The organism is Haloprofundus salilacus (genome assembly GCF_020150815.1).
GTDB lineage: Archaea > Halobacteriota > Halobacteria > Halobacteriales > Haloferacaceae > Haloprofundus > Haloprofundus salilacus.
On record NZ_CP083723.1, the window covers coordinates 2,186,565 to 2,212,879 of the forward strand.

Consider the following 26,315-nt stretch of genomic DNA (forward strand, 5'->3'; position numbering starts at 1 on the left):
CGCTTCCTACGGAACGTATGCGCGATTCTCACACCGCGGAGCGAGAGCAAAACGGCGACGACGACGAGTCGGAGTGGCGATTCGGCATCGACGAGGTCGGCGAAGACGCCGAGACGGCGGACGACGGGACCGACGGCCGCGGAGAGGAGCGCGAACTGCCGCCGTTAGAACCTGAGTCGCCGTCACTGGAGAACAGCCTATTCGTCCTCCTCGGTATCGTCGGCACGCTCGTGTTCATCTTCAGCGTACTGTAACCGATAGCCGAAGCGTTAATCATCTAACGTTCTTAGGTCAGCTATGGCACGTCCGCGTCTCGCGCAAATGCTCTTACAGCTCGACATCGGGCCCGACGCTCTTCCGCTGTTGCTCGTCACGGCCGGACTCGGTCTCTCAATCGCGGAGGCGCTGGCACCCGGCGCCCACTTCATCATCGTCGGTATCGCGCTGTTGGCGGCCGGGCTGGTCGGCCTGTTCCTGCCCGCGCTGGCGAGTCCGCTGCTCCTCGGCGTTCTCGTGCTCGTCTTCGGCGCACTCTCCTTTTACGTCTACCGCGAGTTCGACTTCTACGGCGGAAAGGGAACCGCCCAGACCTCGAGCTCGGATACGTTGAAGGGGAAGACCGGCCGCGTCACCGAACGCGTCACGCGCTCGGAGGGACAGATAAAGATAGACGGCGGCGGTTTTAACCCCTACTACGCCGCCCGGTCGTACCACGGCGAAATTCCCGAGGGAACCGAGGTGATGGTCGTCGACCCCGGCGGCGGCAACGTCGTGATGGTCGAGTCGTTCGACGTCGTCGAGGACGAGATCGACCGCGAACTGGCGAAAGGGCGGCGAGAACGCGAGGCGGCCGCCGACGAGGTCGTCGAGCGCGAACACGAACGCGAAGAGGAGACCGAACGGACCTAAGCGGTCTCGCTCTCGGACGAGAGCCGAGACGACGGACGCTTCGGCGGACAGACCGCCGAAGTTGAGGAAAACCTTATCAATCAAACATACAAAGGTCCAGTTATGGACCCCGTCCTGTTACAGACCGGCCTGGGAATACCAATCCTCTTCGTGGGTGTGTTGTTCCTGTTGCTGGCAGTCCTCGTAGTGTTCCAATCCGTCGAGATCGTGCAGGCGTACGAGAAGCGTGCGCTGTCGGTGTTTGGTGAGTACCGCAAACTGCTCGAACCGGGTATCAACTTCATCCCGCCGTTCGTCTCGCGGACGTACGCCTTCGACATGCGGACGCAGACGCTCGACGTGCCTCGGCAGGAAGCCATCACGCGCGACAACTCGCCCGTGACCGCCGACGCCGTCGTCTACATCAAGGTGATGGACGCGAAGAAAGCCTTCTTGGAGGTCGAAGATTACAAGACCGCCGTCTCGAACCTCGCGCAGACGACGCTGCGCGCCGTGCTCGGCGACATGGAACTCGACGACACGCTCAACAAACGCCAGGAGATAAACGCGCGCATCCGCAAGGAACTCGACGAGCCCACCGACGAGTGGGGCATCCGCGTCGAGAGCGTCGAGGTCCGCGAAGTGAACCCGAGCGCCGACGTTCAGCAGGCGATGGAGCAGCAGACGTCCGCCGAGCGCCGTCGCCGCGCCATGATTCTCGAAGCCCAAGGTGAGCGGCGCAGCGCCGTCGAGAGCGCCGAGGGTGAGAAGCAGTCGAACATCATCCGCGCGCAGGGTGAAAAACAGAGTCAGATTCTGGAGGCGCAGGGTGACGCCATCTCGACCGTCCTCCGCGCGAAATCCGCCGAGTCGATGGGCGAGCGCGCGGTCATCGACAAGGGAATGGAGACGCTCGCCGACATCGGCTCGAGCGAGTCGACGACGTTCATCCTCCCGCAGGAACTCACCTCGCTGGTCGGCCGCTACGGGAAGCAACTGACTGGCAGCGACGTACAGGAGCAGGCGGGTCTCGACAGCCTCGACTTCGACGAGGAGACCCGCGAGATGCTCGGTCTCGACGACATCGAGGAGATACTCGGCCAGATAGACCAGGCCGCGGAAATGGATGTCCAACAGCTCGAACAGGAGGCCCAGGCCGTCAAATCCGGCGACACCGACATCAAAAGCGCCGACGAGGTCATCCAGAAGGCAAACTCCGAAGACGAGGCCGCCATCAAAGACGCCGACGAAGTTATCGAGGAGACGGAACAGTCGCCGTCGAATGACGAAGTCGACGACAGAGCCGACGGCGCGGCCGAAGACGAAGACGAAGACGAAGACGAAGAGGAGATGGAGTTCGACCGAGAACTCCAGTAAACGAAGCGTTTTTGTCCTCCACCTCCCGTAAGTGAGGTAGATGTCCGACCGGGTAGACGAAGAGAAACGAGCGACGCTCCGCCGGTTCGCCGCGCTCGGTGCGGCGGTTCCGTTCGCTCGTCTCGACGGTTCCGACGGCGAGTCGCGCAGCGACGTTCGCGACGCGATAGTCGGGTACCTCTTGACGACTCCCGGTGCTCACTTCTCGAAGGTTCGCGACGACCTCCGTCTAGGAACCGGCGAGACGCAACACCACCTCGACAGACTGCTGTCGGAGGGCACCGTTCTCTCGCGCCGCGACGGCGACTACCGCCGGTTCTTCCCCGCCCAGCGGTTCTCGACGTTCGAACAGACCGCGCTCGGCTACCTCCGCCGCGACACGCCGCGGAAGATGCTGCTCGAACTGTTCCAGAACCCCGACGCGACCGGCGTCCAACTCGCCGAGGCCGCGGGCGTCTCGACGGCGACGGTGAGTTCGTACAGAAAGCAGTTGGAGGACGCCGGACTGCTCGCGCGCGAGCGAGACCTCGTCGTCGAGCGGCCCGAGACGCTCATTATGTTGCTCGTCCGGTACGCCGACTCGTTCGGTTCCGAGACTATCGCGTTCGCTGCAGACGCTGATCAACTCGTCAGTTTCGACCCGTAGTTCGGTCACCCCTCCGCGCCGTCACTCGTCGTCTTCTATTATTCTCGTACGAAAAGAGCGCCGCCCGGAGACGACGATGCTCAGAGTGGACCGAAGGAGGGCCACGGTCAGCGAGAGTCGCTACGCGGTTACGTACTCACTTTCCACGTCGTGCCCGAGGAGTAGCCCCACTTCTCGACCTTCACGTCGAAATCGCCGTTCAGGATCGCCGTCATGTTCGCGCCGACTTCCTTGGCGCTCAGTCCGAGTTCCTCGGCGATGAGGCGTGACTTGAAGTACGTCTTCGTCGCGGCGTGCGTCCGGAGGTACTGGAGGATTCGCTGCTGTTTGTCACTGAGCTCGGTGGCCGTGGTAACGCTCATATCTCAGCCGTGGTGGTTGCTACTAATATGGTATTTGGTACGTGGGGTTAACTCCCCTCAGTCTTGCGTTTTTCGGCGCTAAGGTGAGCGTAACCCGGGGCCCAGAGCGCCACCTGGTACGATGGTCTAATAGTAAATATATCGTGACTATACGTTCGTAAATACCATCACGTAAGCCTGTATTTACGTCCGTCGATTCGAGGTAACGTCGGATTACGCCCCCGAAACTGTCCGTTTCTGACCTCCGAAGTCGACGCTCGACGGAAACGATACTCACCTTTCAATTCCGCGGAGCCTGAGAGTCAGAAGCTTCTTAGCCATCGTCGGTGCATGGATGAACAATGGACCGCCCGGTCGAGGTCAGCGTCGTCCTTCCTGCGTACAACGAGGAATATACGATAGAGGAGACGGTGCAGACCACGCTTGAGACGCTTGCAGCGTTCCTTCCGCGAGACGCAGTCGAAGTCATCGTTGCGGAAGACGGGTGCGACGACCGCACACCAGAGATTGCCGACCAGTTAGCCGCCGAGGATAGCCGAGTCCGCCACTTTCACTCCGACAAGCGACTCGGACGAGGGGGGGCGTTAGAGCGAGCGTTCGCAGCCGCCAACGGCGAGACACTCGTCTACTTCGACACCGACCTCGCGACGGACATGCGGCATTTGGAGGAACTGGTCGAGCGCGTCCGCTCCGACGGCTACGACGTCGCCACCGGGTCGCGGTGGATGCCCGACAACGTCGCCGACCGGCCGGCGAAACGCGGTGTCCCGAGTCGCGCGTACAACGGATTGGTCCGACTGTTCCTTCGGTCGGACCTCCGCGACCATCAGTGCGGTTTCAAAGCGATGAGCCGCGACGCGTTCTACCAGCTCAAGGACGACATCCGGGACGACCACTGGTTCTGGGACACCGAACTGCTCGTCCGCGCCCAGCGCAAAGGACTTCGAGTCGCCGAGTTTTCCGTCGACTGGGAGCCGAAAGGCGACACGAAAGTCGACCTCGTTCGCGACATCTTCGGGATGGGGAGTCAGATCGGTCGCACGTGGTGGGAGCTGTCGGTTCAACCGCGAATCGACCGCCGCGTGACGATGGCGGCGGGCATCGCGCTCACGCTCGTCGCGCTGGCGCTCATGACTGTCTACCTGAATCCGCAGGAGGTACTCGAAGTCATGGGCGCGGCGGACCCCGCGCTCGTGCTGCTTGCCGCCGTCATCTACCTCGTCTCGTGGCCGATTCGCGGGCTTCGCTACCGCGACATCCTCGCCGAACTCGGGTTCCGCGAGAAGACCAGCTTCCTGACGGGTGCGATCTTCATCAGCCAGACGGGCAACCTCGTGTTCCCCGCTCGCGCGGGTGACGCGGTTCGGGCCTACATCGTGAAAGCCCGGCGAGGCATCCCGTACCCCTCGGGATTCGCGTCGCTGGCCGCCGAGCGCGTGTTCGACCTGCTCACCATCACAGTGTTGGCAGGAAGCATCCTCTTGGGTCTCGTCGCCACCGGCAACACGGCGGCGCTCGTCGAGGGGTTGGTCGGGGGCGGAAGCGGACAGATCGGAGCCGACAACAGGCGGGCGGGCCGCACCGCGGCCATCGTCGCCACCGGCGTCGGTCTCGCCGCGATACTCGCCGTGGTGGGTATCGTCGCCAGCGCCCGGTCGGACCGCAACCTCGTCCGAAAGACGCTCGGTCGGTTCTCCTCGGACTCGTACGCCGACTACGTCGCCGGCATCGTCGAGCAATTCGTCGTCGACCTGCAGCGGACCGCGGGTCGCCGCGACGCGTTCGCTCGCGTCGGCGTGAGCAGTCTCGCCATCTGGTCGCTCGACGTCGTGACCGCAATTCTCGTGCTCGTCGCGCTCGGGGCGAACGCCGAGATGTCGCTCGTGACGCTCGTCGCGGTGAGTTTCTTCGCCGTCAGCGTCGGCAACCTCGCGAAAGTGCTCCCGCTGTCGCCCGGCGGCATCGGACTGTACGAGGGCGCGTTCACCATCCTGGTGGTCGCGCTCAGCCCCGTCTCGGTGACCGTCGCTGTCGGCGCTGCGATCCTCGACCACGCGGTGAAGAACATCGTCACCGTTATCGGCGGCGTCGCCTCGATGCTGGCGCTCAACGTCTCGCTCACCAAAGCGGTCGAGGAGAGCTCCAGCGCCCGAGAGCAGGCGGAGCCGGTCGAATCGGACTGACGACGAACCGACCAATTCTGACCGCTGACCGAGCCCAGCCGAGGACGATGGCCCTCGGTCAGTACAACTCCGAGACGAACGGGCCGAACGCGCCCGCGACGGCGGTCGAAAGCGCCGTCTCGCGGTCGATTTTCCCACCGCTCAACGCACCCGCCGCGCCTTCTCCCCTCGCGGTACCGGTGGTGTCAAGCACGTCGTCCATCACCGGGCCGAGCTCCTCGCCGTCGCGGATGCGTACGGCGATGGTCGCCGGGAGGCGGACGCTCGGCCCCGACCCGCGTCCGACGCGGACACCGTCGGTGACCGCGGCCCACATCACCAGATACAGGTCGTCGACCTCGTCGAACGTCGCGACGCCGCCCTCCAAGCCGACGGCGTAGTCGTACTCGTCCGTCCCGTACTCGCCAGCGTCGAACGCGTGCCACGCCCGCGTCTCCGCACCGGCGATGGTCTCTGCGTGACCCCGCGGTTGTTCGGAGACGCCCGACGGGACGGCGACCGCTTCGACCGTCGCACCATCGGTGACCGCTTCGACTGCGCGCCGCTTGACCGGATTCTCGCTTCCGACGGCAATTCGCATACCACCGACTCCCCGTGAAACGTTATCGATGTATCGGAACTGGTGAACGAAGGTGACGGGCGAACGAACCGTCGTCCTCAGTGGAGCAGGTCGGCGAGCGTCTCGATACCTTCGACGAGTCGTGGACTCGGCTGGTTCAGAAGCGAGTCGTCGACGACGTGGACTTCCGGGTCGACTGCCCAGTCGCGTTCGGCGACGACTGCCGGGTCGACGCGGTCGCCGCGTCCGCAGACGTGGAGAACCGCGTGGTCGGGGGCCGCCGCGATGACGGTCGCTTCGTCGATCTCGCGGGAGCGCTCGCCGGCGGCGACGAACGGGTACCGTCCCCCGGCGGCGGCGACGGCGTCGGGAACCCAGTTGCCGGCGGCCATCGGTGGGTCGGACCACTCCTCACAGTAGACGACGGGCCGAGGCTCGTCGGCGACGCGCTCGGCGACGGCGTCGAGGCGCGCTTCCGCGTCGGCGCGGAGTGCCTCGCCCGCCTCCCGGCGACCGATCGCCTCACCGAGTTCGACGAACGAGTCGAGCACGTCCGAGAGTGTCGCGGGTTCGACGTGGTGGACGCGGTAGCCTCGGTTTCTGAGTTCGTCGCGGATCTCCCGCTGGAGCGCGTCGCTCGTACAAACCAACTCAGGGTTCAGTTCCGCGAGGCGGTCGTAGTCGGGGTTAAGCCACCCGCCGACCGCGGGAACGTCTGCGTCGCAGTGGACGGTCGCGCCGAGGAGACGGTCGGTCGCGCCCATCGCGTCGAGCGTCGCCGTCGCGCTCGGGGCCAGTGAAACCACGGTCGGACGCCGGGGCGAACTGCCGCTCATGCCGTGCACTGAGTATCGTGCGAAGAAGTATCTGGCGCAATTTTTAGTATTTAACCACTTCGATATTCACTCACAAAAGCCATTTTCAGGCGTCGAATCGGTACGATGCGCGCCCAACACCAAACTATTTATATAATACTCCATCCTGCAACGGGTAAGGACCGCTCTGGGCGCTCGGCCCACGTTCTTTGGCCAGTTTCGACCCCGGAGTAGTTGCCGTCTCACACCATGAGCGAACGGACGTACACCAGACGACCGGACGAACAGGAACGCGAAAACCCCGTGAGCGACGAATCCGTGCAGTGCCCCGAGTGCGGCGGACACGTTGTCACCGACACCGAACACGGCGAGACGCTCTGCGAGGAGTGCGGTCTCGTCGTCAGTGAGGACTCCGTCGACCGCGGCCCCGAGTGGCGCGCGTTCGACGCCCGCGAGAAGGACCAGAAGTCCCGCGTCGGCGCGCCGACGACGAACACGATGCACGACAAGGGACTGTCGACGAACATCGACTGGCGGAACAAGGACGCCTACGGCAACTCGCTCGGCTCCCGCCAGCGCCAGAAGATGCAGCGCCTCCGCAAGTGGAACGAGCGCTTCCGCACCCGCGATTCGAAGGAGCGCAACCTGAAGCAGGCGCTCGGCGAGATCGACCGCATGGCCTCGGCGCTCGGCCTGCCGAAGAACGTCCGCGAAACCGCCTCGGTCATCTACCGCCGCGCGCTCAACGAGGACCTGCTTCCTGGCCGCTCCATCGAGGGCGTCGCCACCGCCTGCGTCTACGCCGCCGCGCGGATGGCGGGCGTCCCCCGCAGCCTCGACGAGATCGCCGACGTGTCGCGTATCGAGAAGAGCGAAGTCGCCCGGACGTACCGGTACGTCGTCCGTGAACTGAAACTCGAAGTGAAACCCGCCGACCCCGAGCAGTACGTTCCGCGGTTCGCGTCGTCGCTCGGTCTCTCCGAGGAGGCCGAGCATCGCGCTCGCCAACTGCTGAAAAACGCCAAGGAGAAAGGCGTCCACTCCGGCAAATCGCCCGTCGGCCTCGCCGCCGCCGCCGTCTACGCCGCGGCTCTGTTGACGAACGAGAAGACGACGCAGTCGGCCGTCTCCGACGTGGCCGACATCAGCGAAGTCACCATCCGAAACCGCTACCACGAACTGCTCGAAGCCGAGGAAGGCATCGGCGTCGCGTAACTCGGTTTCTCCATTTTCGACCGTTGTCGACTACTCCCGCCAGTACGTCCGCGTCAGGACAAGCGCGGGAGTCACCTCGATGTAGCCGATGTGGGGAAACGTCGCGGCGCTCGCCCCGAGCGCTTCCAGTTCGGTGAGTGCGAAGCCGACGCGGCAGTGTCGGTGGCGCACCGACTGCAACGGACCCAAAACACTACATAACAATGCACTCACAGGTAGGATGTGCAGACCGAACACGTCCATCGACTCGGCGACGCCGCGGCGATGGACGACGTCGAGTCGGAGTCGGTCGAACTGGTCGTCACGTCGCCGCCGTATCCGATGATTTCGCTGTGGGACGACCTTTTTTCGACGCGCGACCCGGCGGTCGGCGAGGCGCTGGACGAGGGCGACGCCGACGCCGCCTTCGAGCGGATGCACGCGCAACTGGACGCGGTCTGGGACGAAGTCGTGCGCGTGCTCGCACCGGGCGGCGTCGTCTGCGTCAACGTCGGCGACGCGACGCGGTCGATAGGGGGAGAGTTTCGGCAGTTTCCGAACCACGCGCGGGTGCTGTCGGCGCTGCGAGAGCGCGGTTTGCGGCCGCTTCCGGACATCCTCTGGCGGAAACCGACGAACCGCCTGACGAAGTTCATGGGGTCGGGGACACTGCCGCCGAACGCGTACGTCACGCTCGAACATGAGTACGTCCTCGTCTTCAGGAAGGGCGGTCTCCGCCAGTTCGAGGCGGGTGACGACCGCCGCTACGAGAGTGCGTTCTTCTGGGAGGAGCGAAACGAGTGGTTCTCCGACCTCTGGACACTCACCGGAACCGATCAGACGCTGGCCGCGCCGAGCGACCGCCGCGAGCGCTCGGCGGCGTTCCCGCTCGAGCTTCCGCTTCGACTGGTTCGTATGTACTCGGTGTACGGCGACACCGTGTTGGACCCTTTCGCCGGAACGGGGACGACGACGGTGGCGGCGATGCTCTCTGTCCGCAACTCGGTCGGGTACGAACTCGACGCGACGGTGCTTGACGCGTTCGAGCGGCGAATCGACGAACTCCCGTCGGAGTCCCGACAGCGGGTCAGAGAGCGGGTCACCCGCCACGAATCGTTCGTCGAAGAAGCCGAGACGGAGACGGCGTACAGTGCCGCGAACTACGAGTTCCCCGTCGTCACGAAGCAGGAGCGCCGGCTCAAACTGTACGTCGTGGACGGCGTCGCCCGCGTCGGCGGTTGCGACGGAACCAAACCCAACCGCCGGTACGTCGTCGAACACCGCCCCTTCACCGACGGCAACTAACGCCCGCAACTGGACCATTTTTCAGTCTCCGCGAGGGAGTGAGCGCATGGAGTTCGACTCGTTCGTGTTGGCGGTCAGTACGGCCGACCTCGGGACGGTCGAGGCGGCGAGCGAACACGCCGACGTCGCCGAGTTCCGGATGGACCTCGCGTCGAACCCGCTGGAAGCGCTCGACGACTACGACGGCGAACTGCCGCTTCTCGTGACGAACCGCGCCGACTGGGAGGGCGGTGAGGCGAGCGACGAGAACCGGCTGACGACACTAGAAGCGACGTTCGACCACCACGCCGTCGTCGCCGTCGACCTCGAACTCGCCGCGCTCGGTCCGCAGGGACCGGACGTGCCGAGTGCGGTCGCGCTGCGCTCGGAAGCAAAAGAGCGGGGTCTCTCGGTGGTCGCGTCGGTTCACGACTTCGAGAAGACGCCGGTGGCGGCGGACCTCAGAGGCCTGCTCTCGGCGGCGTGCGAGGCGGGCGACGTGGGGAAGCTAGCGGTGACCGCGACCGACCGGTCGGACGCGCTCGCGCTGCTCTCGGCGACGCACGAGGCGACGCTCACCGGCCGGCGCGTCGCGACGATGGCGATGGGCGAACCAGGACGCCACACGCGCGCGGTCGCCCCCGTCTACGGGTCGAAAATCGGCTACGCGCCGCCGAACGCCGAGGACGCTACCGCGCCCGGTCAGTACGACCTCGAAACGCTCGCCGGACTCGTCGAACGCCTGTAGTTTCGGACTGACGAGCGACGGACCAGAGCGTCGAACCGTCGAACGCCGCTCGGCGTTCAACGTGTAGTTGCCGCATAAACACCAAATAACAATTGGCAATTATCTTTTCTCTGTCTGAAATTCACCGCAGAACCTGCGACTTTATACGGTACGGCTCTGGACGTTGGGGACATGATCGGCATACCCCGACGCGCGCTCGTCGCCGCGGTTCTCGGGACGCTGTTCGCCACCGTCGGCGTCGCGGGCGTCGGCCACTTCTACCTTCGCCGGTGGCGACGCGGTGTGGCCTGGTTACTGTTCGTTCTCGGTAGCGGCGTCGCGCTCGCCGTCGCACTCGACCCGTCGGTGACGTCGATTTCGCCGTTCGTCGCCGCGCCGGTGGAGACGGTCGCGTCGGTGGACGTAGAAGCGTCGACTATCTACCCGCCGCTTCTGTTCCTCCTCGGGCTGAGCATCTACGACGCCTGCCGCATCGCCATCAAACCGGCCGAAGCTGACGACGACGCCGTCGCCTGCCCGGTCTGCGGCTATCCGCTGGATACGGAACTGGAGTTCTGTCACTGGTGCACGTCGGCCATCACGTGGTCGGAACCCGACGCCGAACGCTGATTTTCGACCCGTTCAGGCTTCGAGAATCTCGTCGTCCTCGATGTCGGGGACGACGAGCGAGCCGTCGAACGCCGTCACCGCTCGGCCGCCGACGCGGACGGCGTCGCCCACTCGGACGCGAACTCGTCCGGGTCTGTCGACGAACGCCCCTTGCTCGAACTGCATTTCCTCGGGGAGCGCGTCGAACGCGCCGACGTGCCGGAGGTACGCCCCGCATGCGCCGCTGGCGGTCCCGGTGACGGGGTCCTCGGGGACGCCCGCGCCGGGCGCGAACATCCGCGCGTGCACCGTCGACTCGGCTGCCAACGTGTCGAAGGTGAACAGGTAGACGCCCGTCGCGTCGTACTCGTCGGCCAGCGCGGCGACGGCACTCGTATCGGGTGTCGCGCCGCCCATCGCTTCGAGGAAGTCGACGCCGAGGACGAGAAACGGGAGCCCGGTCGACGCGACGGCCGCCGGGAGATCGTCGGCGACGGCTCGAAGCGAGTCGACTGGAACGCCGAGCGCGTCGCTCGCGCGGTCGTAGTCGACGTCGACGGGTCGAACGGTCGGTTGCGACTGGGTCATCCAGACGACGCCGTCCTCGGTCACCTCGACGTCCAGGTCGCCGACGTTCGTCTCCAGCGTGTGGACACCCGCGTCGAGGACGCCTTCCTCGAACAGGTGCGCGTGCGCTGCGACAGTGGCGTGGCCGCAGAGGTCGACTTCCTGTGTCGGCGTGAAGTACCGGATGCGGCGGTCGGCGCTCGCCGAGGGATGGAGAAACGCCGTCTCGCTCACCGACAGTTCGCGGGCGACGGCCTGCATCTGCTCGACCGAGAGACCGTCGGCGTCGGGAACGACGCCGGCGGCGTTGCCCGCGAGCGGTTCGGTGGTGAACGCGTCGACTAACAGCGCGCGACGAGTGTTCATGCACTCACCACCGACCGAGGGACAAAGAAAGTATCAATCGGCGAGGCTCAGCGGTGGCGCCGCCGGACCGACAGCCCTGCGATGGCGAGCAGGCAACTCAGCGTCGCTCCGAATCGGGTGCCGGGGAGCAGCGTCGCGAAACTCGCGGACTCCGTCTCGGTGGTGGTCGTTGTGTCGGAGTCGGTCGGCGTCGCGGTTTCGGTCTGGCTCTCCGTCGCTTCGGCAGTCTGTGTTTCTGTCTGACTCTCCGTCGACTGCGACTCCGTCGTCTGCGTCTGCAGGGTCTCGGTCGTTTCCGTCGCCGTCTCCGTCTCTGTGGTGAGTGCGGTCGTCGTACTCGTTTCGGTCGTCGTTTCGGTTGTCATCTCAGTCGTCGGCGATGAGGTTGCCGTCTCGGTCGTCGTCTGCGTCGACCCACACGCCTCAACGCTCTCGGTGATCGCCGAGGTCTCCTCGTCCTCGACCGGGACCGACTCGCCCGTGTCGCTCTGCGCCGCCTCGGTGACCACATAGTACTGCTCGCCCTCCGGACCGCTCAGGTCAAGGTCGATGGTCGTCGACTCGCCGGGACCGAGTTCGACGTTCCCGCTCATCGACGCTTCCTGCACGGTGTAGCTGTACGTCACCGCGAATTCGTTGGGGTTCGAGACCGTGAGCTGACCGCACTGGTTCGAGGCGTCCGTCAGTGGTTCGACCGACGAGGTCGGTGTGCTCGTCTCGGTCGGCGTTTCAGTCGGCGTCGACGTGGTCGTCTCGGACGAACCGCACACCTGAACGCTCTCGGTTATCGCCGAGGTCGACTCGTCCTCGACGGGCACCAATTCACCGGTGTCGCTGCGCACTGCCTCGGTGACCACGTAGTACTGGTCACCCTCCGACCCGCTCAGGTCGAGGTCGATGGTCATCGATTCGCCAGGCCCGAGTTGGACCTGGTCTCCCTCGTTCGTCTCTTGGACGGTGTAGCTGTAGGTCACCGCGAACTCGTTGGGATTCGAGACAGTGAGCTGACCGCACTGGTTCGAGACGTCCGTCAGCGGTTGCACCGACGGCGGTTCGCTCGTCGGGGTTTCAGTCGTCTCGACGGGCGAGCTAGTCTCCGTCGGCGTGCTCGTCGTGGTGGTCGCGTCGCCCGCGCTACCGTCGTTACCGCTGTTAGAGTCGTCGGCGTCGTTCGAGTTCGAATTGGAATCCGAGTTCGAGGAGCTACCAGCGTTGTCGTTCGAGTTACCGGCGTCGCTCTCGTCGGTGGTATTGTCGTCGCCGTCGCTCGGCGGTGCGTCGGTAGTTGTCGCCGGTGTCGTCGTCGACTCGGCCGTCGAGGTGGGGGTGGTTTCGTTCGTTTCGTTCGTCTCGATTACGGTTCCGGCAGCGTCGCTGTTCGACTCGTTGGTGGAGTCGTTGGCCGGAGAGAGCGATCCGGCGTCGAACTCCGACGCGAACCCGGAACCGAGGGCTATCGCACCGAAGGCGACTACGAGGAGCACCAGTAAGGGCACGTACTGTCGTTTCGAACCAGGGTCGGACATCGCGTGCGCCAAGGAAAAGAACCGGCTTTGTTATGGGCAGCCGATACACCGTTTCGGCGGTATGGGTCGGCATACTCTGCTGTTAGCCCGAGCGTACACCCGACGAAGGACCGGTTCTGCACGGCTGCCGAACCTGTTCTGTGCCGCCGTGCGATTCCGGTTCGGTCGGGGTCACTCGTGCCGACGCATCGCGAGTGCGCCGGACGCGAACAGACAGAGGAGCATCGGACCGAGACCAGCCGCGACGGGGACGCTCGCGCCGACGATCGGTGCCGTCCCGACCGTAGCTTCGGTTTCCGTCTCTGTCTGTGTCTCCGTCGGCGTTTGCGTCGCTGTTTCGGTCGTCGTAGACGTTGGAGCCGGCGTGGCCGTCGGAGTCGACGTTGATGTAGAAGTCGCGGTCAGTGTAGGGGTTGCCGTCGGAGTCGGTGTCAACGTTGGAGTCGGCGCCGGAGTCGAAGTTGGTGTGGGAGTAGCCGTCGATGTAGGGGTCGCTGTTTGAGTTGGAGTCGGCGTAGCCGTCGGAGTGGAAGTCGCTGTCGGCGTACCCGTCACGGTTGCTGTGGCCGTTCCCGTCGGCGTCTCAGTCGGTGTCGCAGTCGGCGTCGGCGAAACAGTCGTCTCGGTTGCGTTAGGAGTCGCCGCTGTCGACGTCGAGTCGTTCACCGGCGTCTCCGGGTCGCCGCCCGGCGAGAGTGTGCCGGCGTCGAACTGAGAGGCGACACCCGCGCCGATAACGATCGCGCCGACTCCGAGGACTACCAGCAGAGCGAGCGGTACGTACGGTCGGTCCGAGCCACGATCGACCATCAAGGTGACGTCACGGGTGGGGTGGAGTTCGTTATGCACCGCCATCCAATCGTGCTGCGTCGTTCGGCTGCGATCCGTCGGAGGGTAAGCGGATCGTACTGAGAAAAGAGGTAACAGATCGTCGGGGCGCCGAACGCTTTTGCTTCGTCGACTCCTACATGTGAATAGAATGATTCGACTAGCGACGCCTGGAGGGGAAAGTCGATGAACATGCTCGTCGACGGCGAATGGCGGACCGACGCCTACGAATCGACGAACGAGGAGGGGAAGTTCGACCGACAGGAGACGTCGTTCCGCGACCGCATCGAGGATTCGGACGATGCCGAGTTCCCGATCGAGGCGGGTCGGTACCACCTCTACATCTGTCGGGCTTGCCCGTGGGCGCACCGGGCGGCGATGACGCGCGCACTGTTGGGTCTCGAACACGCGATTACGTTCTCGCTGACCGAGCCGGTGCGCATCAACGACGGCTGGGAGTTCTCAGAGCGGTTTCCGGACCCGCTGTACGACGAACCGTACCTCCGGGATATCTACGTTCGCGCGGACAACGACTACACCGGACGCGTGACGGTGCCGGTTCTCTGGGACAAAGAGAAAGAGACCATCGTCAACAACGAGTCCGCCGAGATAATGCGGATGCTCGACACGGAGTTCGGCCGCCTCGCCGAGCGCGACGTAGACCTCTGCCCCGAGGGCTACCGCGACGAGGTCGACCGACTCATCGAGGAGATATACGAATCCGTCAACAACGGGGTCTACCGCGCGGGGTTCGCCGACACGCAGGCCGCGTACGACGAGGCGGTCGGCGACCTGTTCGACGCGCTCGACCGCTGGGAGGCGGTGTTGAACGACCAGCGCTACCTCGCGGGCGACGTGCTCACCGAAGCCGACCTCGCGATGTTCGCGACGCTCGTCCGTTTCGACCACGTCTACCACACCCACTTCAAATGTAACCGCCGGGCGATTCACGAGTATCCGAACCTCTGGAACTACACGAAGGAACTGTACCAGTTGCCCGGAATCGCCGACACGGTGAACCTCGAACAGATCACCGAACACTACTACCGAAGTCACGGCGACGTGAACCCGAAGCGCTTGGTCCCCACCGGCCCAGACATCGACTTCTCGGAACCGCACGACCGCGACCGACTCCCCGGCGGTCCGCCCGCGGCGCTCTTTGAATAGTTCGGACGACTCTCTCGTTTTGGAGACAGACAGCCTCGGACGAACGTCCCCCGAAGCCTTTCGACGCTCCGTACTGACTCCTTACGGGGCGAACATACGTGACGACTACACTACAGCGAACGAGAAAGGAAGTACAGCAGGCCGTTCTGACGATGGTCGAAGAACGAAGCGCCGAATCGACGTCGGCCGAGACTGACCAGTTCGACGTCTGGCGACTGATTCGAGTGCTCGCCGACGAGGGCGCCGAAGCGCCCCGCGAGCGGCAAGCGGTGAAACGAACGGTCGCGCTCGGACTCGTCGCAATCGGCGTGCTGCGACGGCTGTCCGTAGATAACCCGGTAGAGCGGCTGCGAAGCGCGGCGATGGCGGACGAACCCGAACCGGAACCCGCGTCTTCGTCGTCGAAGGGACGGTCGGTCCTCGGACGCGCCCTCCAGCTAACGGTAGCCACCGCGGTACTCGTCGGCGTCGCGTACGCCGTCCGCAAGCGTCGCGGCTCCGGCGAGGAGCGCGAACCCGACGAGACCGAACGCGATATCACCGACACGTCGGTCGCCGAGGAGGACGTCATGGGGACGGACGCTGTGGACAAGACGGACGCCGCGGACGAGTCAGACGTCGACGAGATGGTCGAAGCCGTCGAGGACGAGGAAGGCGAGGTACCGCCCGAACCGGGCGAGACCGTCGTCGAAGACGACATCGTCGACGCGGTGACCGAATCCGAGGAGGATCCGGACGAAAACGTCGACACTGACGCAGAGGAGGCGGACGAGGCAGACGACGATGAGACGAGCGAAGTAGGCGACGTGGAGACGACCGAGGCGGGCGAAGTGAGTGGCGAGGAGATGACTGAGACGGGCGAAGTAGGTAGCGACGCGGGCGACGAGGAGACGAAAGAGGAGTCCGTGGCTGACGACGGTGCGGACGCAGACGCGTCCACGGATGACGCCGACGGGTCAGGCGAGGGCGAGTCGCCGCTCGAAGCCGAGGACGAGAACGAGGAAGCGACGAACGAGTCGCCCGGCCAGTAACACCGCGTCACGCCCGACGACGCGCTCTTGTAGCCGCCGTTCCTTCTAGCGGACGTGTCTCCGAGCGGCGCGACTAGGCGGCTCGTCTCCCGAATCGAGCCGCGGCCACGTCTCGTCGACTGGTCCATCTTCGCGCTCGTTCTCTTCGAGGTCGCGTCCGGCCTTTTGAGTTTCACCGTCGGGACGCCCGACGGCGCGTGGCTGTTCTGGCTGCACGCTGTCGCGGGACTGACGCTCGTCGCGCTCGTCGGCTCCAAACTGTACCGCGTCCGCTACCGGGTGACGAACCGGCGCCTGTGGAACCACGCGACCGGCCTGTCGCTGCTCCTGACGGTTCTCGCGCTGGCAGCCCTCGGAACAGGTATCGCGTGGGTGCTGGGCGCGGACGCGGACGTGCTGCTGTGGAACCTGCTGAACGTTCACGTCTTCTTCGGCTTACTGCTCGTCCCTGTCGTCTTGCTCCACCTCCGGACGCATTTTCGTCCGCCGCAGAGGGTCGACTTCGCAGAGCGCCGCGCCGCGCTCCAGTACGCAGGCCTATTTGTCGGCGGCGCGGTGCTGTTTCGCGCCCAGGAGACGACGAACCGACTACTCGGTACGGCGGGCGTCGAGCGCCGCTTCACGGGGTCGAAACCCGTCGAGGGGTCGTCGTTTCCGGTGACGAGTTGGGTCGCCGACGACCCCGACCCGGTCGATGCCGAAGCGTGGACGCTGTCGGTCGGCGGCCGCGTCGAGGAGGCGCTCGAACTCGGCTACGACGAGGTAACGGTCGACGCCGAACTCGAAGCGTTGCTGGACTGCACGAGCGGCTGGTACACCGTCCAGAACTGGCGCGGCGTCCGCGTCGGCGACGTACTCGACGCCGCGGGCGTCCTTGACGACGCCCACTACGTCCGGTTCGTCTCCGTCACCGGCTACCGCTGGAGTCTCCCCGTCGAGGAGGCACGCGATGCGCTGTTGGCGACGCACATCTGCGACGAGCCGCTCTCGCACGGCCACGGCGCACCGATGCGACTCGTCGCGCCGGGCCGCCGCGGGTTCCAGTGGGTGAAGTGGGTCGACGAGGTGTCCGTCCGCCGCCGCGGGGACCCGGCGCAGTGGCTCGTCACGCTGATAAGCGGCTTCGACTAACTCGCCCGCTTCAGTCGGCGGTCGACTCCGACGACTCCGCCGTCTCCCCGGACCAGCGCGTGTCGAGGTACGTCTCGAACGACCTGAACTCGACGTCGTACCGGTCGCGGACGGCGTCGAGGTCGACCTCGTAACCGCCGCCGTTGACGAACGCGAAGAGGGCGACGTGCTCCTCGGGGAGTTCCTCGCGGGCGACGTCCATCGGCGTCTGGACGCCCGTCACGTCGTGGCCGAGCGCCTCCGCGAACGCCGTCGCGAGGTCGTCGAGCGTGTACGAGTCGGCGGCGAGTTCGAGGGTTTCATCGACGAACGAGTCGGGGTCGGCGAGCACGCGAGCGACCATCGCTCCGACGTCGTCGACGTGGACCAGGTAGAGGGGTGCGTCGTCGTCCAGCGGCAGCGTGAGCGTTCCGGACTCGATGCCGCGTCGGTGCTCCTCGAACCACTGCATGAGAAACGCCGGACGGACCACCGTCCAAGGCAGTTCCAACTCGCTGACGCGCCGTTCGACGGCGGAGACGGCCTCGAACTTCGGGACGTCGGTTCCGTCACCGGCGGCAGCGGCGCTCGCGTACACGAACTGCGACAGGTCGGTTCGTTCGGCGGCGTCGACGAGCGCGCCCCCCGCTGTTTCGAGAGCCTCCGCGTCGCTGTCACCCACGTCGGCCGTAAGAAAGACGGCGTCAACGTCGTCGACGGCAGTCGCGAGCGAGTCCGCGTCGAGGGAGTCCGCCTCGACGAGCGTCGCACCCCCTCGAGAGAGCGCGTCCTCGGCGTCGTCGTTCAGCGTATCCGTCAGTGCTCGAACTTCGAACGAACCGAACTCTCCCGAGCAAAGCTGTTCGACGACGGTCTTCCCGAGTCGTCCACTCGCGTTCGCGACGAGGACCCGACGAGTCATGGGCCGCCGTATGCGATGGGGGTTGATAAGCGGCACTACCCGCAGTCGCACCTGTCGGTCGCGGCGCTCTCTCGCGCCGGTGAGATGCGGAGACGGACCGGCGTCGAAGGAGTTGCGACGGCTACGTGCCGCTCCGAATCGCCTCTTCGGCAGCTTCCAGCGCCGCCTTCGCCTCGAATACGGCGACGATAGCTTCCAGTTCCTCCCGGGACTTGCCCCGCAACTCGCGGGCGTGACGGGTGACGTTCGGCACCGCGCGGACGATGTTGTCGATTATCGGGACGGTGGCGGTCTGTGCGGACCGCGACATCGGGTTCAGGTCGACGACGAGTTCGACTTTCCCCATCGCCGCGAGCGCCTCCGCCCTGTCGCCGTCCTCCAGCGGAACGAGCACCACGTCGGCGTCGCCGATGCCGTCGGCGTCAACTTTGGCGCGTTCGTGCGAGAGACCAGGGATGCGGCCGTCGGCGGACAACCCCTTCACCTCGCTCGCGCCGTGTTCGCGCAGGTGGTCGGCGATGGCCCGCATCCGCTCGTCGGTCCGGTTGAACAGGTTCACTTCGAGGTCCGCGCCGACGACATTGGCGAGTTCGACGAGTTCGCCCGGACAGAGCGCGGCGACGTTACCGTTTATCGACAGCACGGGGTGCTCCGCGAGAAGGAGATACGCCGCCGCGGCGCGCTCGGCGGCGTCAGCGCTCTCGGTCGTTCGTTCGCCGAGGAGGTAGTCGAACGCCTCGCCGCGTCCCTGCGCGATGAGTCCCTGTCTGCTGGTGATACCCTTCTCGACCCCCTCCTCGATGCGATGTCGTGTCAGCAGCGACTCGTATCGAGGGTGGTCCTCGGGAATCTCGGTCATACCGGCGATTGACGGGGGATGGTAAAAACCGGTGCTACTCGCGGCGCGACGCAGCGGGAGACGACTCGTGGTCCGCGAGCGCGTCGGCTTCGTCGCCCCCGAGCAGTCTCGCGCCCGCGGGGTGAGTGTGGCAGACAGACGGGTCGTACCCCGCGTCGGAGAGCCCGGTGCCGAGCGCGAAGACGGAGTCGCCGAGCATCGCCATCGACGCCTCGCCGTCGACGGCGTTCACCTCGCGTATCGCCGCCTCGGCGCGGTCGGTAAGCAGTCCCGCCTCCCGGGCGAACCGGCGCGAGGCGAACATGAACCGGTCGAGCGTCGGCCGTTCGACGAGAGTCGAGAGCGCGCGCGCGCCGGCCTCCGAGAGTCGGGTCGTGTCACCCGAGAGCACGTCCTCGGTGGAGAGTTCGCCGAACGTGACGTACTCGACGCGGGTCTGAGCGGGGACGCCGTCCAGTAACCCCTCGCCGGGCGCGCCGGGTTCGAGGCGAATCGGCACGCCGCCGCGCGCCTGCGCGACGACGTCGCCGAGACCCGTGTCGGACTGCACCTCCGCGCCGTGGGCGAGGGTTACGAGTTCGTTCTCCGAGAGCGCGCGACCGAACGCGTCGTTGGCCGCGAGCGCGGTGCCGAGCGCCATCGCGCCCGAGACGCCGAACCCCGCACCCAGCGGCAGCGACGTCTCGGCGTCGACGGCCGCCGTCACCGAGAGCGCGTTCAGCACGCGCTCGACCGGATCGATCCGAACGGGGTCGCGGCCGAGCGTCACCGTCGTGGTTTCCGCCGGGCGAACCCGGACGGTCACACCGGTCGAGAGCGTCACGCCCGCCCCCCGAGAGCCGGCGACTCTCGGGTCGTCGTTCGGATGGGCGCTGAAGAATCCGGTCACGTGCCCCGGGACGAACGCTACTGCCTCGCCAGCCATACACGGTCATCTCTACGCCGCGGGTTTAACAGTTACAATCCCGGACGGCGGTCGTTCAGCCCGTTCACGCCGATAAACGCTGTATTTCTGTCCGTAGCGAGTGGCTTCGCGTTGCTCTCGCTAGCAAGGGATTTCGGCGTCTCTCGGCGGGGTTCGCCGGGAATCAACGGGTTTGGGACGCCGGAAACGGTCGTTCCGATTTTTACCTAACCGCGTCATTGTCGCTGACGCGACCAGCGGGTCGCAGACGACTGATGGAGGACCTACCGATGGCAACTCAGATCACCGACGACGATGAAGGGAAGAAGGTCGTCGCCGGCGACGGCGACACCGTAGGCATCGTTGCGGACGTCGAACACGGAACGGCGTACGTCGAACCGAACCCCGGACTCACCGAGAAACTCAAGTCGAAGCTCGGTTGGGGTGAGAGGGACGAGGACACGTACCCGCTCCAGGAGAAAGCCGTCGAATCGGTCACCGACGACGAAGTCAGACTTCGTCGGGACGTGTGACGCGCGGCGCGCCCACCACGCCGTTCGGAACCTAATCGCCGAACGGTCGGCACGTCAGACATGCATCACTCCCGGACGCACCGCCGTTTCGCGTCCAATCCATCGTTTTCTCTGTACTCAAGTCGACCCCGACCGTCTGACCGGCTGTGACTCGACGCGATACGTACTGCTCGAAGCGTCGGGGGTACTGCTGTAGAAGACACGAGTGCCGCTCGTCGTGTGACGACTCGAAACACGCCCGACGGGTTCCGGCGCGCCGGAACGAATCGCCTCAGCGCTGCTGTCCAGCGAACGCGACCCGAGCGTTCGGGTGCTGGTCCGCGTCCTCCGTGAGGACTCCCTCGTCTCGGAGCGCCTGTATCTGCGCTTTCGCCTCGGTCGGATTGAGTTCGCCGAGGGCGGCCGTCACGCCGAAGAGGAGACTCCGCGGGACGCCCGTCCCCGCGCCACCCTCGTCGAACGCCTCCTCGCTCTCCCCGACGTCGTCGAGGATCACCTTGAGGTACCCCCGAATGTCGTTCTCACCTTCGAGTTGCTCGTGCCAACGCTGGGGGAACGTACTCACGCGACCGTCGCCGACAGTGTAGAGGACGTCGTCGCCGACCCACGAGGTGGCGTCCGTCAGGCGTTCTTCGATCGCAGAGGGGACGCTCCCAGCGTCGATTCGCGCGCCCTCTTCGGCCAGCGCTTCGGCGTAGGTGACGACGCGCTCCGGGTCGGCGCCGGGTCGGTCGCTCTGCTCGTAGAGTTCGACGAGTCCGATGAGGTCCGAGACCAACAGCGTCCGTCCGCGGTCACCCGCCTCTTCGAGTACGTGTTCGTTCAGTTCGGGCATCAAATCCAGCTTAGGAGTGGACGCAAATAAGTCGCGTGCCTGTGCAAGACGGCGACGGCGCACCGACCGCCGGTTCCGTCTACAGGGTCAGCCGCTGGCGATCTCGCGGGAACGCCAGCAGACTCGCCCTGCTCGTCTGTCGAGCTCCCACGTGGCAGTTGCGTTGTCGTCTAGGGCGACAGACGCTGCCTGTCACGCGGGAAGAGGACCGCTTCGCGGATGTTCTCGAGGCCGAGCATCGTCATGATGAGACGCTCGCCGCCTAGACCGAAGCCGGCGTGCGGGGGCATCCCGTACTTGAACATCTTCGTGTAGTAGTCGAACGACTCGGGGTCGAGACCCTGCTGCTCGAAGCCGGCGACGAGTTCGTCGTAGCGGTGTTCGCGCTGACCGCCCGAGACGAGTTCCATGTTCGGGTGCATCATGTCGAACCCCGTCGAGAGCGTCTCGTCGTCGTCGTGGTCCTTGATGTAGAACGGCTTGATCTCGCTGGGCCAGTCGGTGATGAAGTAGTGCTCGCCGACGTCCTCGCCGAGCGCCTTCTCGCCTTCGGTCGGCAGGTCGTCGCCCCAGACGAGATGTTCGTCGAGTTCGCCCGACGCATTGATGCGCTCGATGGCCTCCTCGTAGGTGAGACGCGGGAACTCGCCCGACGGTGCCTCGAACTCGTCTTCGAGTCCGAGCGCTTCGAGTTGACGCTGGCAGTTCTCTTCGACCGCCTCATACGCCGCCTTGACGACGGCTTCGCAGACGTCCATCGCCTCGGTGTGGTCAGCGAACGCCGACTCGAAGTCGATGGAGGTCGCCTCGTTGAGGTGCCGCGGCGTGTTGTGTTCCTCGGCGCGGAAGATGGGACCGACCTCGAAGACGCGCTCCAGCCCGGAGCCGACCATCAGCTGCTTGAACAGCTGCGGCGACTGGTTCATGAACGCCTCGCGGCCGAAGTACGTGATGGGGAACAGTTCGGTGCCGCCCTCGGTTCCCGTAGCGACGATTTTCGGCGTGTTGATCTCGGTCGCGTGCAGTTCGCGGAACCGCTCGCGGACGGCGCGCTGGACCTCGGCGCGAATCTCGAAGATGGCCTTCACCTCCTCCTTGCGGAGATCGAGCGTCCGGTTGTCGAGGCGCGTCGGCAGTTCGGCGTCGACCTTCCCGGAGGGGTCCAGCGGCAGTTGCGGGTCCGCCTCAGCGACGACGTCGAGGCTCTCGGGGACGACCTCGACGCCCGTCGGCGCGCGCGGCTCCTCGCCGACGTCGCCGGTCACCGAGATGACGCTCTCGCGGTGGACGCTGAGTCCCGTCTCGACGAGCTCCTCGTCCATCTCGTCTTTCTCGAACTTGATCTGAATCTTGCCGGTGGTGTCCCGAAGGATGAGGAAAGCGATGCCGCCGAGGTCACGAACTTCGTGGACCCAGCCGGCGAGCGTCACCGTGTCGCCGGGTTCGGCGTCTGCTGCGTACGTTCGGTTTTGCATGCCTACGCGTTCCGCGTCGGGAGGTTAAAAACGGTCGATTCCCGGTCGCGGTCCCCGGCGCTCGCCCCTGTGCGTCGGCCGAGTCGTCGTCCGTCTGAATCGTCGGCGGCGTCTGTTATCGTCAGCGGTACTCTCGTCAGCGGCACTCTCGTCGACGGAAGCCGTCGTCAGCAGAGAATGAGACGGAACAAAACACATTTGCGTTTGTCGGTCACGATTCAGCGTATGTCGCGGGAACTCGACGACCTCGACCGCTACATCATCTACGCACTCCAAGGCGACGCTCGCGGAACGTCGGCCAGGGAGATCGCCGAGATGAAAGGCGTCTCCCCCAGTACCGTTCGCAACCGGATTCACCGACTCGAAGAGAGCGACGTCGTCCGAGGGAGCCACCTCGACATCGACTTCGAGGCGGCCGGCTACCAACTGTACACGCTCATCCTCTGTACGGCCCCGATTCCCAAGCGCGAAGAACTCGCACACGAGGCGTGCAACGTCGACGGCGTCGTCTCGGTTCGCGAGATAATGACCGGCGAGGAGAACGTCCACATCACCGTCGTCGGCGAGGACAGCGACGACCTGAGCCGGATCGGCCGCGACCTGAGTTCGCTCGGTTTCGAAATCGTCGAGGAGGAACTCATCCGCAACGAGTACACCTGTCCGTACAGTCCGTTCAGCGAGGTCGCCAAGGAGTAGCCGAAACGCCCTTCACCGTTCTCTGAACCTCGTTCGCCCAGCGACGCCACCGGACGGCGTGCGGCGATACGCGGCGACGTGCGGCGATACGCGGCGACGTGCGGCGATGCGCACTGCAACTGGACGACTCACGGTGACCCAAGGTACGTTGAACGTCTTTGAATACGGAATAAACAGTATAACGAATTGTATATGCGAAATCAACAGAATATCGTCCCGTTTATGCTGTTTCAGGAGCAAGGCGGGAGTATGAGAGAAACAGCCCGACAGCCGAGCGGAACGAGTTCGGGACTGAACCGGCGTCAGTCGGCGCTTCGACTGACGAGGGGTCACGACGAATCCGCGTACGGCGCGGGGTATCGGGTCGACGCGGAACGAACAGCGGGGATTCCGGGGGTGAACTGAGTGGTCGAAGCGGCGGAGATCGACATTCTAGGTCTCTTGCTCGTTCTCGCCGTCGCGTGGGTGTTCGGCGCGCTCGCCGAACGCCTTGGCTACCCGGCGATGATGGGCGAACTGTTCGCCGGACTCGTCTTCGGGCCGCCGATACTGGGAATCATCCAACCGTCCGAGGTGCTGATGGTGCTCTCGGAACTCGGCGTCTTCCTGTTGATGGTGTACGTCGGCACCGAGGTCGACCTCCACAAGCTCTTCGAACTCGGCCCGCAGGCGCTTCTCATCGCTATCGGCGGGTTCGTCATCCCGTTCGGTCTCGGCTACGGGGCCGGCATCGTCCTCGGGGAGTCGATGGGTGCGGCGCTGTTTCTCGGACTCGCGATGGCGGCGACGTCGCTGGCGACGAAGTCGCGCATCCTCTCGGACCTCGACCTGCTCGACACGCGTATCGCGGGGGTGCTACTCGGCGGTGCGCTCGTCTCCGACGTCGGCGTTCTCGTCGCGTTCGCGGGCATCATCGGCTTCGTCGAAGCCGGGTCGGTGAACCCCCTCGACATCGGCGTTATACTCGCGAAAGCGCTGGCGTTCTTCGCCGTAACACTGTTCATCGGCGACCGCTTCCTGCCGCCGCTGTGGTCGAAACTCGAAGACCTCCGCGAACGGTACGGCTTCGTCGACAAAACGACGGCGTTCACGTTCGCGCTCCTGGTCGCGCTGTTGTTCGCCGAACTCGCCGCGCTGGCGGGACTGCACATGATCATCGGCGGCTTCATGGCCGGGATGTTCCTCCGTCAGGCGGACATCACGCCGGGACTGTACGAGCACATGGAGAACGTCATCTACGACCTCGCAATCGGTTTCTTCGCGCCCATCTTCTTCGTGACCGTCGCCTTCGAGCTAACGTTCGACGTGTTCACGCAGAACTTCGGCCTGCTCGCGCTGCTCGTCGCTATCGCGTTCGTCGGCAAAATCGCCGGCTCGTGGCTCTTCTCGCTGCCGACAAAACTCACCTCCCGCGAGGGGTTGGTCATCGGGTTCGGGATGAACGGCCGCGGCACCGTCGAGATCATCATCGCCTCCATTGGGTTGTCGGCGGGCGTCATCGACCAGCAGATGTTCTCCATCCTCGTGTTCATCGCCATCTTCACGACGGCGCTCGTCCCGATGACGATGACCTGGGGCGTCAAACTGCTCGAGTCCGCGGGCGAACTCGTCAGGCTCGACGAGGAGGAAGCCGTCGGTACGGCGGACTGACGCCGCAGCGGGCGGAGAAGCGACCGAGAGCGAAGATACCGAAAAACGAGAGACCGAACGTTACTCGGCGTGGGCGTCTTTGACGCCTTCGACGGTTTCGCGGACCGCGTCGACGCCCTCGTCGTGGAGCAGGTCGCCGACGACGACTACGTCGGCGTGTTGACCCATCTCGTAGGCGGCGTCGTAGCTGCGGATGCCGCCGCCATAGAACAGCGTCGCGTCGTCGAGCGCGTCGTGGGCGGCCTGTACTTTCTCGGTGTCGCCGTACATGCCGGAGTACTCGACGTAGACGATGTCCTGGCCGAACATCTTCTCGGCGACGGCGGCCCACGCCGACACGTCGTCGACGGACTGGTCGCAGTCAGCGTCGGTCAACTGCGCGACCGAGGCCTCCGGATTGAGGACGATGTACGCCTCGGTGTGCGTGCGCTCCCAGTCGAGACCGTTCTCGATGCGGACCCACTCTTTGTGCGCGCCGGTGACCCAGAAGGAGTCGCCGGCGTTGAACACGGTCGGGATGAGGTAGCCGTCAAGCGCGTCGTCGTCGACGACGACGGCGGGGTTCGACGGTTCCTGGTACAGCGGGACGTCGTACTCGGCGCAGGCGTCGACGACGCGCTGCATCTTCTCTGTGGTGATGTCGAGCGTACCGCCGATTTCGATGGCGTCGGTTCCGGTCTCACAGACGTCGGCGAACGTCTCGCCGTCGACGAGGTCCTTGTCCGGGTCGATTTTGAGGATGTGGTCCCACGATTCCCACGACAGAGTCATTGGACTGTGTACTCCGGGGAGGCGTTAAAAAGGGTGCGGAACGCTAGTTCGGAGGGCCAGCAACCGACTTATACAAGAGAACCTTGGCGAGATACCATGGGTTCATGTCAACTAGAATAACTCAATCGAAGTAGTTACTATGGCTCAAGCGACGCTTACAGAGTTAGCATATCTAAACTCGAATCTGTTTTTGAACCACTACCTCAACGAGCGAATTTCCGACTCGGGGAGTGGGACTGTGACGATGAGGCTGAAGCGGTCTTCGAGGAACTCCAGTCGCTGTACGAAGTAGAGAAAGGGCTGCTCGGTTCATACAAGGAAGACGAACTGCTGGACTCGTGGATAGACGAGGTGATAGAAGCGCTTGGATTCGGGACGCTGTCGGAGACGACGCTCCCCGGTGGCGGAGTAGCTAGTGGATTCACTGCGAG

Annotated in this window: 29 protein-coding genes and 1 pseudogene; 18 read left to right on the forward strand and 12 right to left on the reverse strand. The window is 65.0% G+C overall.

Features of this window, described 5'->3' with window-relative positions; genetic code table 11:
• Positions 1 to 17 precede the first annotated feature (17 nt).
• From LAQ58_RS11260 to LAQ58_RS11275, 4 genes are all read left to right on the forward strand, one after another.
• The gene (locus tag LAQ58_RS11260; protein WP_224447556.1) at positions 18 to 254 is read left to right on the forward strand and encodes a DUF7312 domain-containing protein; all 237 of its coding nucleotides are present in this window, start codon (positions 18 to 20) and stop codon (positions 252 to 254) included.
• A gap of 43 nt (positions 255 to 297) precedes the next feature.
• On the forward strand, positions 298 to 909 hold the full coding sequence (locus tag LAQ58_RS11265) for an NfeD family protein (RefSeq protein WP_224447557.1): 612 nt from the start codon (positions 298 to 300) through the stop codon (positions 907 to 909).
• A 102-nt stretch (positions 910 to 1,011) separates the two neighbouring features.
• Positions 1,012 to 2,265 carry an SPFH domain-containing protein gene (locus tag LAQ58_RS11270; RefSeq protein WP_224447558.1) on the forward strand — a complete coding sequence of 418 codons (1,254 nt, stop codon included), beginning with the start codon at positions 1,012 to 1,014 and terminating at the stop codon, positions 2,263 to 2,265.
• 40 nt (positions 2,266 to 2,305) lie between these two features.
• Positions 2,306 to 2,911, forward strand: a complete 606-nt coding sequence (locus tag LAQ58_RS11275; RefSeq protein ID WP_224447559.1) for a winged helix-turn-helix transcriptional regulator — start codon at positions 2,306 to 2,308, stop codon at positions 2,909 to 2,911.
• A 128-nt stretch (positions 2,912 to 3,039) separates the two neighbouring features.
• On the opposite strand, the gene LAQ58_RS11280 is transcribed toward LAQ58_RS11275, so the two are convergent.
• On the reverse strand, positions 3,040 to 3,273 hold the full coding sequence (locus LAQ58_RS11280; RefSeq protein WP_224447560.1) for a DUF7123 family protein: 234 nt from the start codon (positions 3,271 to 3,273) through the stop codon (positions 3,040 to 3,042).
• Between the two features lie 341 nt (positions 3,274 to 3,614).
• Here LAQ58_RS11280 and LAQ58_RS11285 point away from each other — a divergent pair, with 341 nt between their 5' ends.
• A complete protein-coding gene (locus tag LAQ58_RS11285; protein WP_224447561.1) occupies positions 3,615 to 5,456 on the forward strand; it encodes a flippase-like domain-containing protein in 1,842 nt (613 codons plus the stop codon).
• A 58-nt stretch (positions 5,457 to 5,514) separates the two neighbouring features.
• Here LAQ58_RS11285 and LAQ58_RS11290 read toward each other — a convergent pair whose 3' ends face one another.
• Positions 5,515 to 6,036 (reverse strand): DUF84 family protein, encoded by a 522-nt coding sequence (locus LAQ58_RS11290; RefSeq protein WP_224447562.1) that lies wholly within the window; start codon positions 6,034 to 6,036, stop codon positions 5,515 to 5,517.
• 77 nt (positions 6,037 to 6,113) lie between these two features.
• Positions 6,114 to 6,851: a cobalamin-binding protein gene (locus tag LAQ58_RS11295; protein ID WP_224447563.1), complete on the reverse strand. Its 738-nt coding sequence runs from the start codon at positions 6,849 to 6,851 to the stop codon at positions 6,114 to 6,116.
• Positions 6,852 to 7,079: 228 nt separating this feature from the next.
• On the opposite strand from LAQ58_RS11295, the gene LAQ58_RS11300 reads away from it, so the two are divergent.
• Positions 7,080 to 8,045 (forward strand): transcription initiation factor IIB, encoded by a 966-nt coding sequence (locus LAQ58_RS11300; RefSeq protein WP_224447564.1) that lies wholly within the window; start codon positions 7,080 to 7,082, stop codon positions 8,043 to 8,045.
• A 30-nt stretch (positions 8,046 to 8,075) separates the two neighbouring features.
• Here LAQ58_RS11300 and LAQ58_RS11305 read toward each other — a convergent pair whose 3' ends face one another.
• Complete coding sequence (locus tag LAQ58_RS11305) at positions 8,076 to 8,216, reverse strand: hypothetical protein (RefSeq protein ID WP_224447565.1); 141 nt, start codon at positions 8,214 to 8,216, stop codon at positions 8,076 to 8,078.
• Positions 8,217 to 8,267: 51 nt separating this feature from the next.
• On the opposite strand from LAQ58_RS11305, the gene LAQ58_RS11310 reads away from it, so the two are divergent.
• The 3 genes from LAQ58_RS11310 to LAQ58_RS11320 all read left to right on the forward strand — a co-directional run bounded on the left by LAQ58_RS11310 (position 8,268) and on the right by LAQ58_RS11320 (position 10,665).
• Positions 8,268 to 9,329, forward strand: coding sequence for a DNA-methyltransferase (locus LAQ58_RS11310; RefSeq protein ID WP_224447566.1), 1,062 nt, complete (start codon positions 8,268 to 8,270; stop codon positions 9,327 to 9,329).
• A gap of 46 nt (positions 9,330 to 9,375) precedes the next feature.
• Positions 9,376 to 10,056: a type I 3-dehydroquinate dehydratase gene (locus LAQ58_RS11315; RefSeq protein WP_224447567.1), complete on the forward strand. Its 681-nt coding sequence runs from the start codon at positions 9,376 to 9,378 to the stop codon at positions 10,054 to 10,056.
• Positions 10,057 to 10,227: 171 nt separating this feature from the next.
• Positions 10,228 to 10,665 carry a DUF7575 domain-containing protein gene (locus LAQ58_RS11320; protein ID WP_224447568.1) on the forward strand — a complete coding sequence of 146 codons (438 nt, stop codon included), beginning with the start codon at positions 10,228 to 10,230 and terminating at the stop codon, positions 10,663 to 10,665.
• A gap of 12 nt (positions 10,666 to 10,677) precedes the next feature.
• Here the strand turns inward: LAQ58_RS11320 and LAQ58_RS11325 are convergent, their stop codons facing one another.
• Together LAQ58_RS11325 and LAQ58_RS11330 are read right to left on the reverse strand one after the other, a co-directional pair.
• Entirely contained in the window at positions 10,678 to 11,577 is a 900-nt protein-coding gene (locus LAQ58_RS11325) for a PhzF family phenazine biosynthesis protein (RefSeq protein ID WP_224447569.1), read from the reverse strand.
• Positions 11,578 to 11,624: 47 nt separating this feature from the next.
• The gene (locus LAQ58_RS11330; protein ID WP_224447570.1) at positions 11,625 to 13,103 is read right to left on the reverse strand and encodes a hypothetical protein; all 1,479 of its coding nucleotides are present in this window, start codon (positions 13,101 to 13,103) and stop codon (positions 11,625 to 11,627) included.
• Between the two features lie 526 nt (positions 13,104 to 13,629).
• Between LAQ58_RS11330 and LAQ58_RS11335 the strand changes: the two genes are divergently transcribed.
• From LAQ58_RS11335 to LAQ58_RS11350, 4 genes are all read left to right on the forward strand, one after another.
• Complete coding sequence (locus tag LAQ58_RS11335; protein ID WP_224447571.1) at positions 13,630 to 13,818, forward strand: hypothetical protein; 189 nt, start codon at positions 13,630 to 13,632, stop codon at positions 13,816 to 13,818.
• 299 nt (positions 13,819 to 14,117) lie between these two features.
• Positions 14,118 to 15,098: a glutathione S-transferase family protein gene (locus LAQ58_RS11340; RefSeq protein WP_224447572.1), complete on the forward strand. Its 981-nt coding sequence runs from the start codon at positions 14,118 to 14,120 to the stop codon at positions 15,096 to 15,098.
• Positions 15,099 to 15,196: 98 nt separating this feature from the next.
• Complete coding sequence (locus LAQ58_RS11345) at positions 15,197 to 16,129, forward strand: hypothetical protein (protein WP_224447573.1); 933 nt, start codon at positions 15,197 to 15,199, stop codon at positions 16,127 to 16,129.
• A 54-nt stretch (positions 16,130 to 16,183) separates the two neighbouring features.
• Entirely contained in the window at positions 16,184 to 17,260 is a 1,077-nt protein-coding gene (locus LAQ58_RS11350) for a molybdopterin-dependent oxidoreductase (protein WP_224447574.1), read from the forward strand.
• Positions 17,261 to 17,270: 10 nt separating this feature from the next.
• Here the strand turns inward: LAQ58_RS11350 and LAQ58_RS11355 are convergent, their stop codons facing one another.
• The 3 genes from LAQ58_RS11355 to LAQ58_RS11365 form a co-directional block, all read right to left on the reverse strand.
• Positions 17,271 to 18,161 (reverse strand): NmrA family NAD(P)-binding protein, encoded by an 891-nt coding sequence (locus LAQ58_RS11355; protein ID WP_224447575.1) that lies wholly within the window; start codon positions 18,159 to 18,161, stop codon positions 17,271 to 17,273.
• A gap of 121 nt (positions 18,162 to 18,282) precedes the next feature.
• Positions 18,283 to 19,020 (reverse strand): 4-phosphopantoate--beta-alanine ligase, encoded by a 738-nt coding sequence (locus LAQ58_RS11360; RefSeq protein WP_224447576.1) that lies wholly within the window; start codon positions 19,018 to 19,020, stop codon positions 18,283 to 18,285.
• A 34-nt stretch (positions 19,021 to 19,054) separates the two neighbouring features.
• Positions 19,055 to 19,945: a pantoate kinase gene (locus LAQ58_RS11365; RefSeq protein ID WP_224447577.1), complete on the reverse strand. Its 891-nt coding sequence runs from the start codon at positions 19,943 to 19,945 to the stop codon at positions 19,055 to 19,057.
• Positions 19,946 to 20,214: 269 nt separating this feature from the next.
• Between LAQ58_RS11365 and LAQ58_RS11370 the strand changes: the two genes are divergently transcribed.
• Positions 20,215 to 20,457: a PRC-barrel domain containing protein gene (locus LAQ58_RS11370; protein WP_224447578.1), complete on the forward strand. Its 243-nt coding sequence runs from the start codon at positions 20,215 to 20,217 to the stop codon at positions 20,455 to 20,457.
• Between the two features lie 271 nt (positions 20,458 to 20,728).
• On the opposite strand, the gene LAQ58_RS11375 is transcribed toward LAQ58_RS11370, so the two are convergent.
• Together LAQ58_RS11375 and aspS are read right to left on the reverse strand one after the other, a co-directional pair.
• Positions 20,729 to 21,292, reverse strand: a complete 564-nt coding sequence (locus tag LAQ58_RS11375) for a hypothetical protein (RefSeq protein WP_224447579.1) — start codon at positions 21,290 to 21,292, stop codon at positions 20,729 to 20,731.
• 170 nt (positions 21,293 to 21,462) lie between these two features.
• Entirely contained in the window at positions 21,463 to 22,767 is a 1,305-nt protein-coding gene (gene aspS / locus LAQ58_RS11380) for an aspartate--tRNA(Asn) ligase (protein ID WP_224447580.1), read from the reverse strand.
• 225 nt (positions 22,768 to 22,992) lie between these two features.
• Between aspS and LAQ58_RS11385 the strand changes: the two genes are divergently transcribed.
• From LAQ58_RS11385 to LAQ58_RS11395, 3 genes are all read left to right on the forward strand, one after another.
• A complete protein-coding gene (locus LAQ58_RS11385) occupies positions 22,993 to 23,463 on the forward strand; it encodes an Lrp/AsnC family transcriptional regulator (RefSeq protein ID WP_224447581.1) in 471 nt (156 codons plus the stop codon).
• 249 nt (positions 23,464 to 23,712) lie between these two features.
• Positions 23,713 to 23,868, forward strand: a complete 156-nt coding sequence (locus LAQ58_RS11390; RefSeq protein ID WP_224447582.1) for a hypothetical protein — start codon at positions 23,713 to 23,715, stop codon at positions 23,866 to 23,868.
• Complete coding sequence (locus LAQ58_RS11395) at positions 23,869 to 25,113, forward strand: cation:proton antiporter (protein ID WP_224447583.1); 1,245 nt, start codon at positions 23,869 to 23,871, stop codon at positions 25,111 to 25,113.
• A gap of 60 nt (positions 25,114 to 25,173) precedes the next feature.
• On the opposite strand, the gene LAQ58_RS11400 is transcribed toward LAQ58_RS11395, so the two are convergent.
• Positions 25,174 to 25,884, reverse strand: a complete 711-nt coding sequence (locus LAQ58_RS11400; RefSeq protein ID WP_224447584.1) for a phosphoglycerol geranylgeranyltransferase — start codon at positions 25,882 to 25,884, stop codon at positions 25,174 to 25,176.
• A 139-nt stretch (positions 25,885 to 26,023) separates the two neighbouring features.
• Between LAQ58_RS11400 and LAQ58_RS19105 the strand changes: the two are divergent.
• Positions 26,024 to 26,292, forward strand: a pseudogene (locus tag LAQ58_RS19105) (restriction endonuclease); the annotation flags it as partial.
• Between the last annotated feature and the right edge of the window lie 23 nt (positions 26,293 to 26,315).

Excerpts from the sequence above, each read along its gene's own strand:
- LAQ58_RS11260 (WP_224447556.1), top strand. The coding sequence starts at position 18 with ATGCGCGATTCTCACACCGCGGAGCGAGAGCAAAACGGCGACGACGAC.
- LAQ58_RS11265 (WP_224447557.1), top strand. The coding sequence starts at position 298 with ATGGCACGTCCGCGTCTCGCGCAAATGCTCTTACAGCTCGACATCGGG.
- LAQ58_RS11270 (WP_224447558.1), top strand. The coding sequence starts at position 1,012 with ATGGACCCCGTCCTGTTACAGACCGGCCTGGGAATACCAATCCTCTTC.
- LAQ58_RS11275 (WP_224447559.1), top strand. The coding sequence starts at position 2,306 with ATGTCCGACCGGGTAGACGAAGAGAAACGAGCGACGCTCCGCCGGTTC.
- LAQ58_RS11280 (WP_224447560.1), bottom strand. The coding sequence starts at position 3,273 with ATGAGCGTTACCACGGCCACCGAGCTCAGTGACAAACAGCAGCGAATC.
- LAQ58_RS11285 (WP_224447561.1), top strand. The coding sequence starts at position 3,615 with ATGGACCGCCCGGTCGAGGTCAGCGTCGTCCTTCCTGCGTACAACGAG.
- LAQ58_RS11290 (WP_224447562.1), bottom strand. The coding sequence starts at position 6,036 with ATGCGAATTGCCGTCGGAAGCGAGAATCCGGTCAAGCGGCGCGCAGTC.
- LAQ58_RS11295 (WP_224447563.1), bottom strand. The coding sequence starts at position 6,851 with ATGAGCGGCAGTTCGCCCCGGCGTCCGACCGTGGTTTCACTGGCCCCG.
- LAQ58_RS11300 (WP_224447564.1), top strand. The coding sequence starts at position 7,080 with ATGAGCGAACGGACGTACACCAGACGACCGGACGAACAGGAACGCGAA.
- LAQ58_RS11315 (WP_224447567.1), top strand. The coding sequence starts at position 9,376 with ATGGAGTTCGACTCGTTCGTGTTGGCGGTCAGTACGGCCGACCTCGGG.
- LAQ58_RS11320 (WP_224447568.1), top strand. The coding sequence starts at position 10,228 with ATGATCGGCATACCCCGACGCGCGCTCGTCGCCGCGGTTCTCGGGACG.
- LAQ58_RS11325 (WP_224447569.1), bottom strand. The coding sequence starts at position 11,577 with ATGAACACTCGTCGCGCGCTGTTAGTCGACGCGTTCACCACCGAACCG.
- LAQ58_RS11330 (WP_224447570.1), bottom strand. The coding sequence starts at position 13,103 with ATGTCCGACCCTGGTTCGAAACGACAGTACGTGCCCTTACTGGTGCTC.
- LAQ58_RS11340 (WP_224447572.1), top strand. The coding sequence starts at position 14,118 with ATGAACATGCTCGTCGACGGCGAATGGCGGACCGACGCCTACGAATCG.
- LAQ58_RS11355 (WP_224447575.1), bottom strand. The coding sequence starts at position 18,161 with ATGACTCGTCGGGTCCTCGTCGCGAACGCGAGTGGACGACTCGGGAAG.
- LAQ58_RS11360 (WP_224447576.1), bottom strand. The coding sequence starts at position 19,020 with ATGACCGAGATTCCCGAGGACCACCCTCGATACGAGTCGCTGCTGACA.
- LAQ58_RS11365 (WP_224447577.1), bottom strand. The coding sequence starts at position 19,945 with ATGGCTGGCGAGGCAGTAGCGTTCGTCCCGGGGCACGTGACCGGATTC.
- LAQ58_RS11370 (WP_224447578.1), top strand. The coding sequence starts at position 20,215 with ATGGCAACTCAGATCACCGACGACGATGAAGGGAAGAAGGTCGTCGCC.
- LAQ58_RS11375 (WP_224447579.1), bottom strand. The coding sequence starts at position 21,292 with ATGCCCGAACTGAACGAACACGTACTCGAAGAGGCGGGTGACCGCGGA.
- aspS (WP_224447580.1), bottom strand. The coding sequence starts at position 22,767 with ATGCAAAACCGAACGTACGCAGCAGACGCCGAACCCGGCGACACGGTG.
- LAQ58_RS11385 (WP_224447581.1), top strand. The coding sequence starts at position 22,993 with ATGTCGCGGGAACTCGACGACCTCGACCGCTACATCATCTACGCACTC.
- LAQ58_RS11390 (WP_224447582.1), top strand. The coding sequence starts at position 23,713 with ATGAGAGAAACAGCCCGACAGCCGAGCGGAACGAGTTCGGGACTGAAC.
- LAQ58_RS11400 (WP_224447584.1), bottom strand. The coding sequence starts at position 25,884 with ATGACTCTGTCGTGGGAATCGTGGGACCACATCCTCAAAATCGACCCG.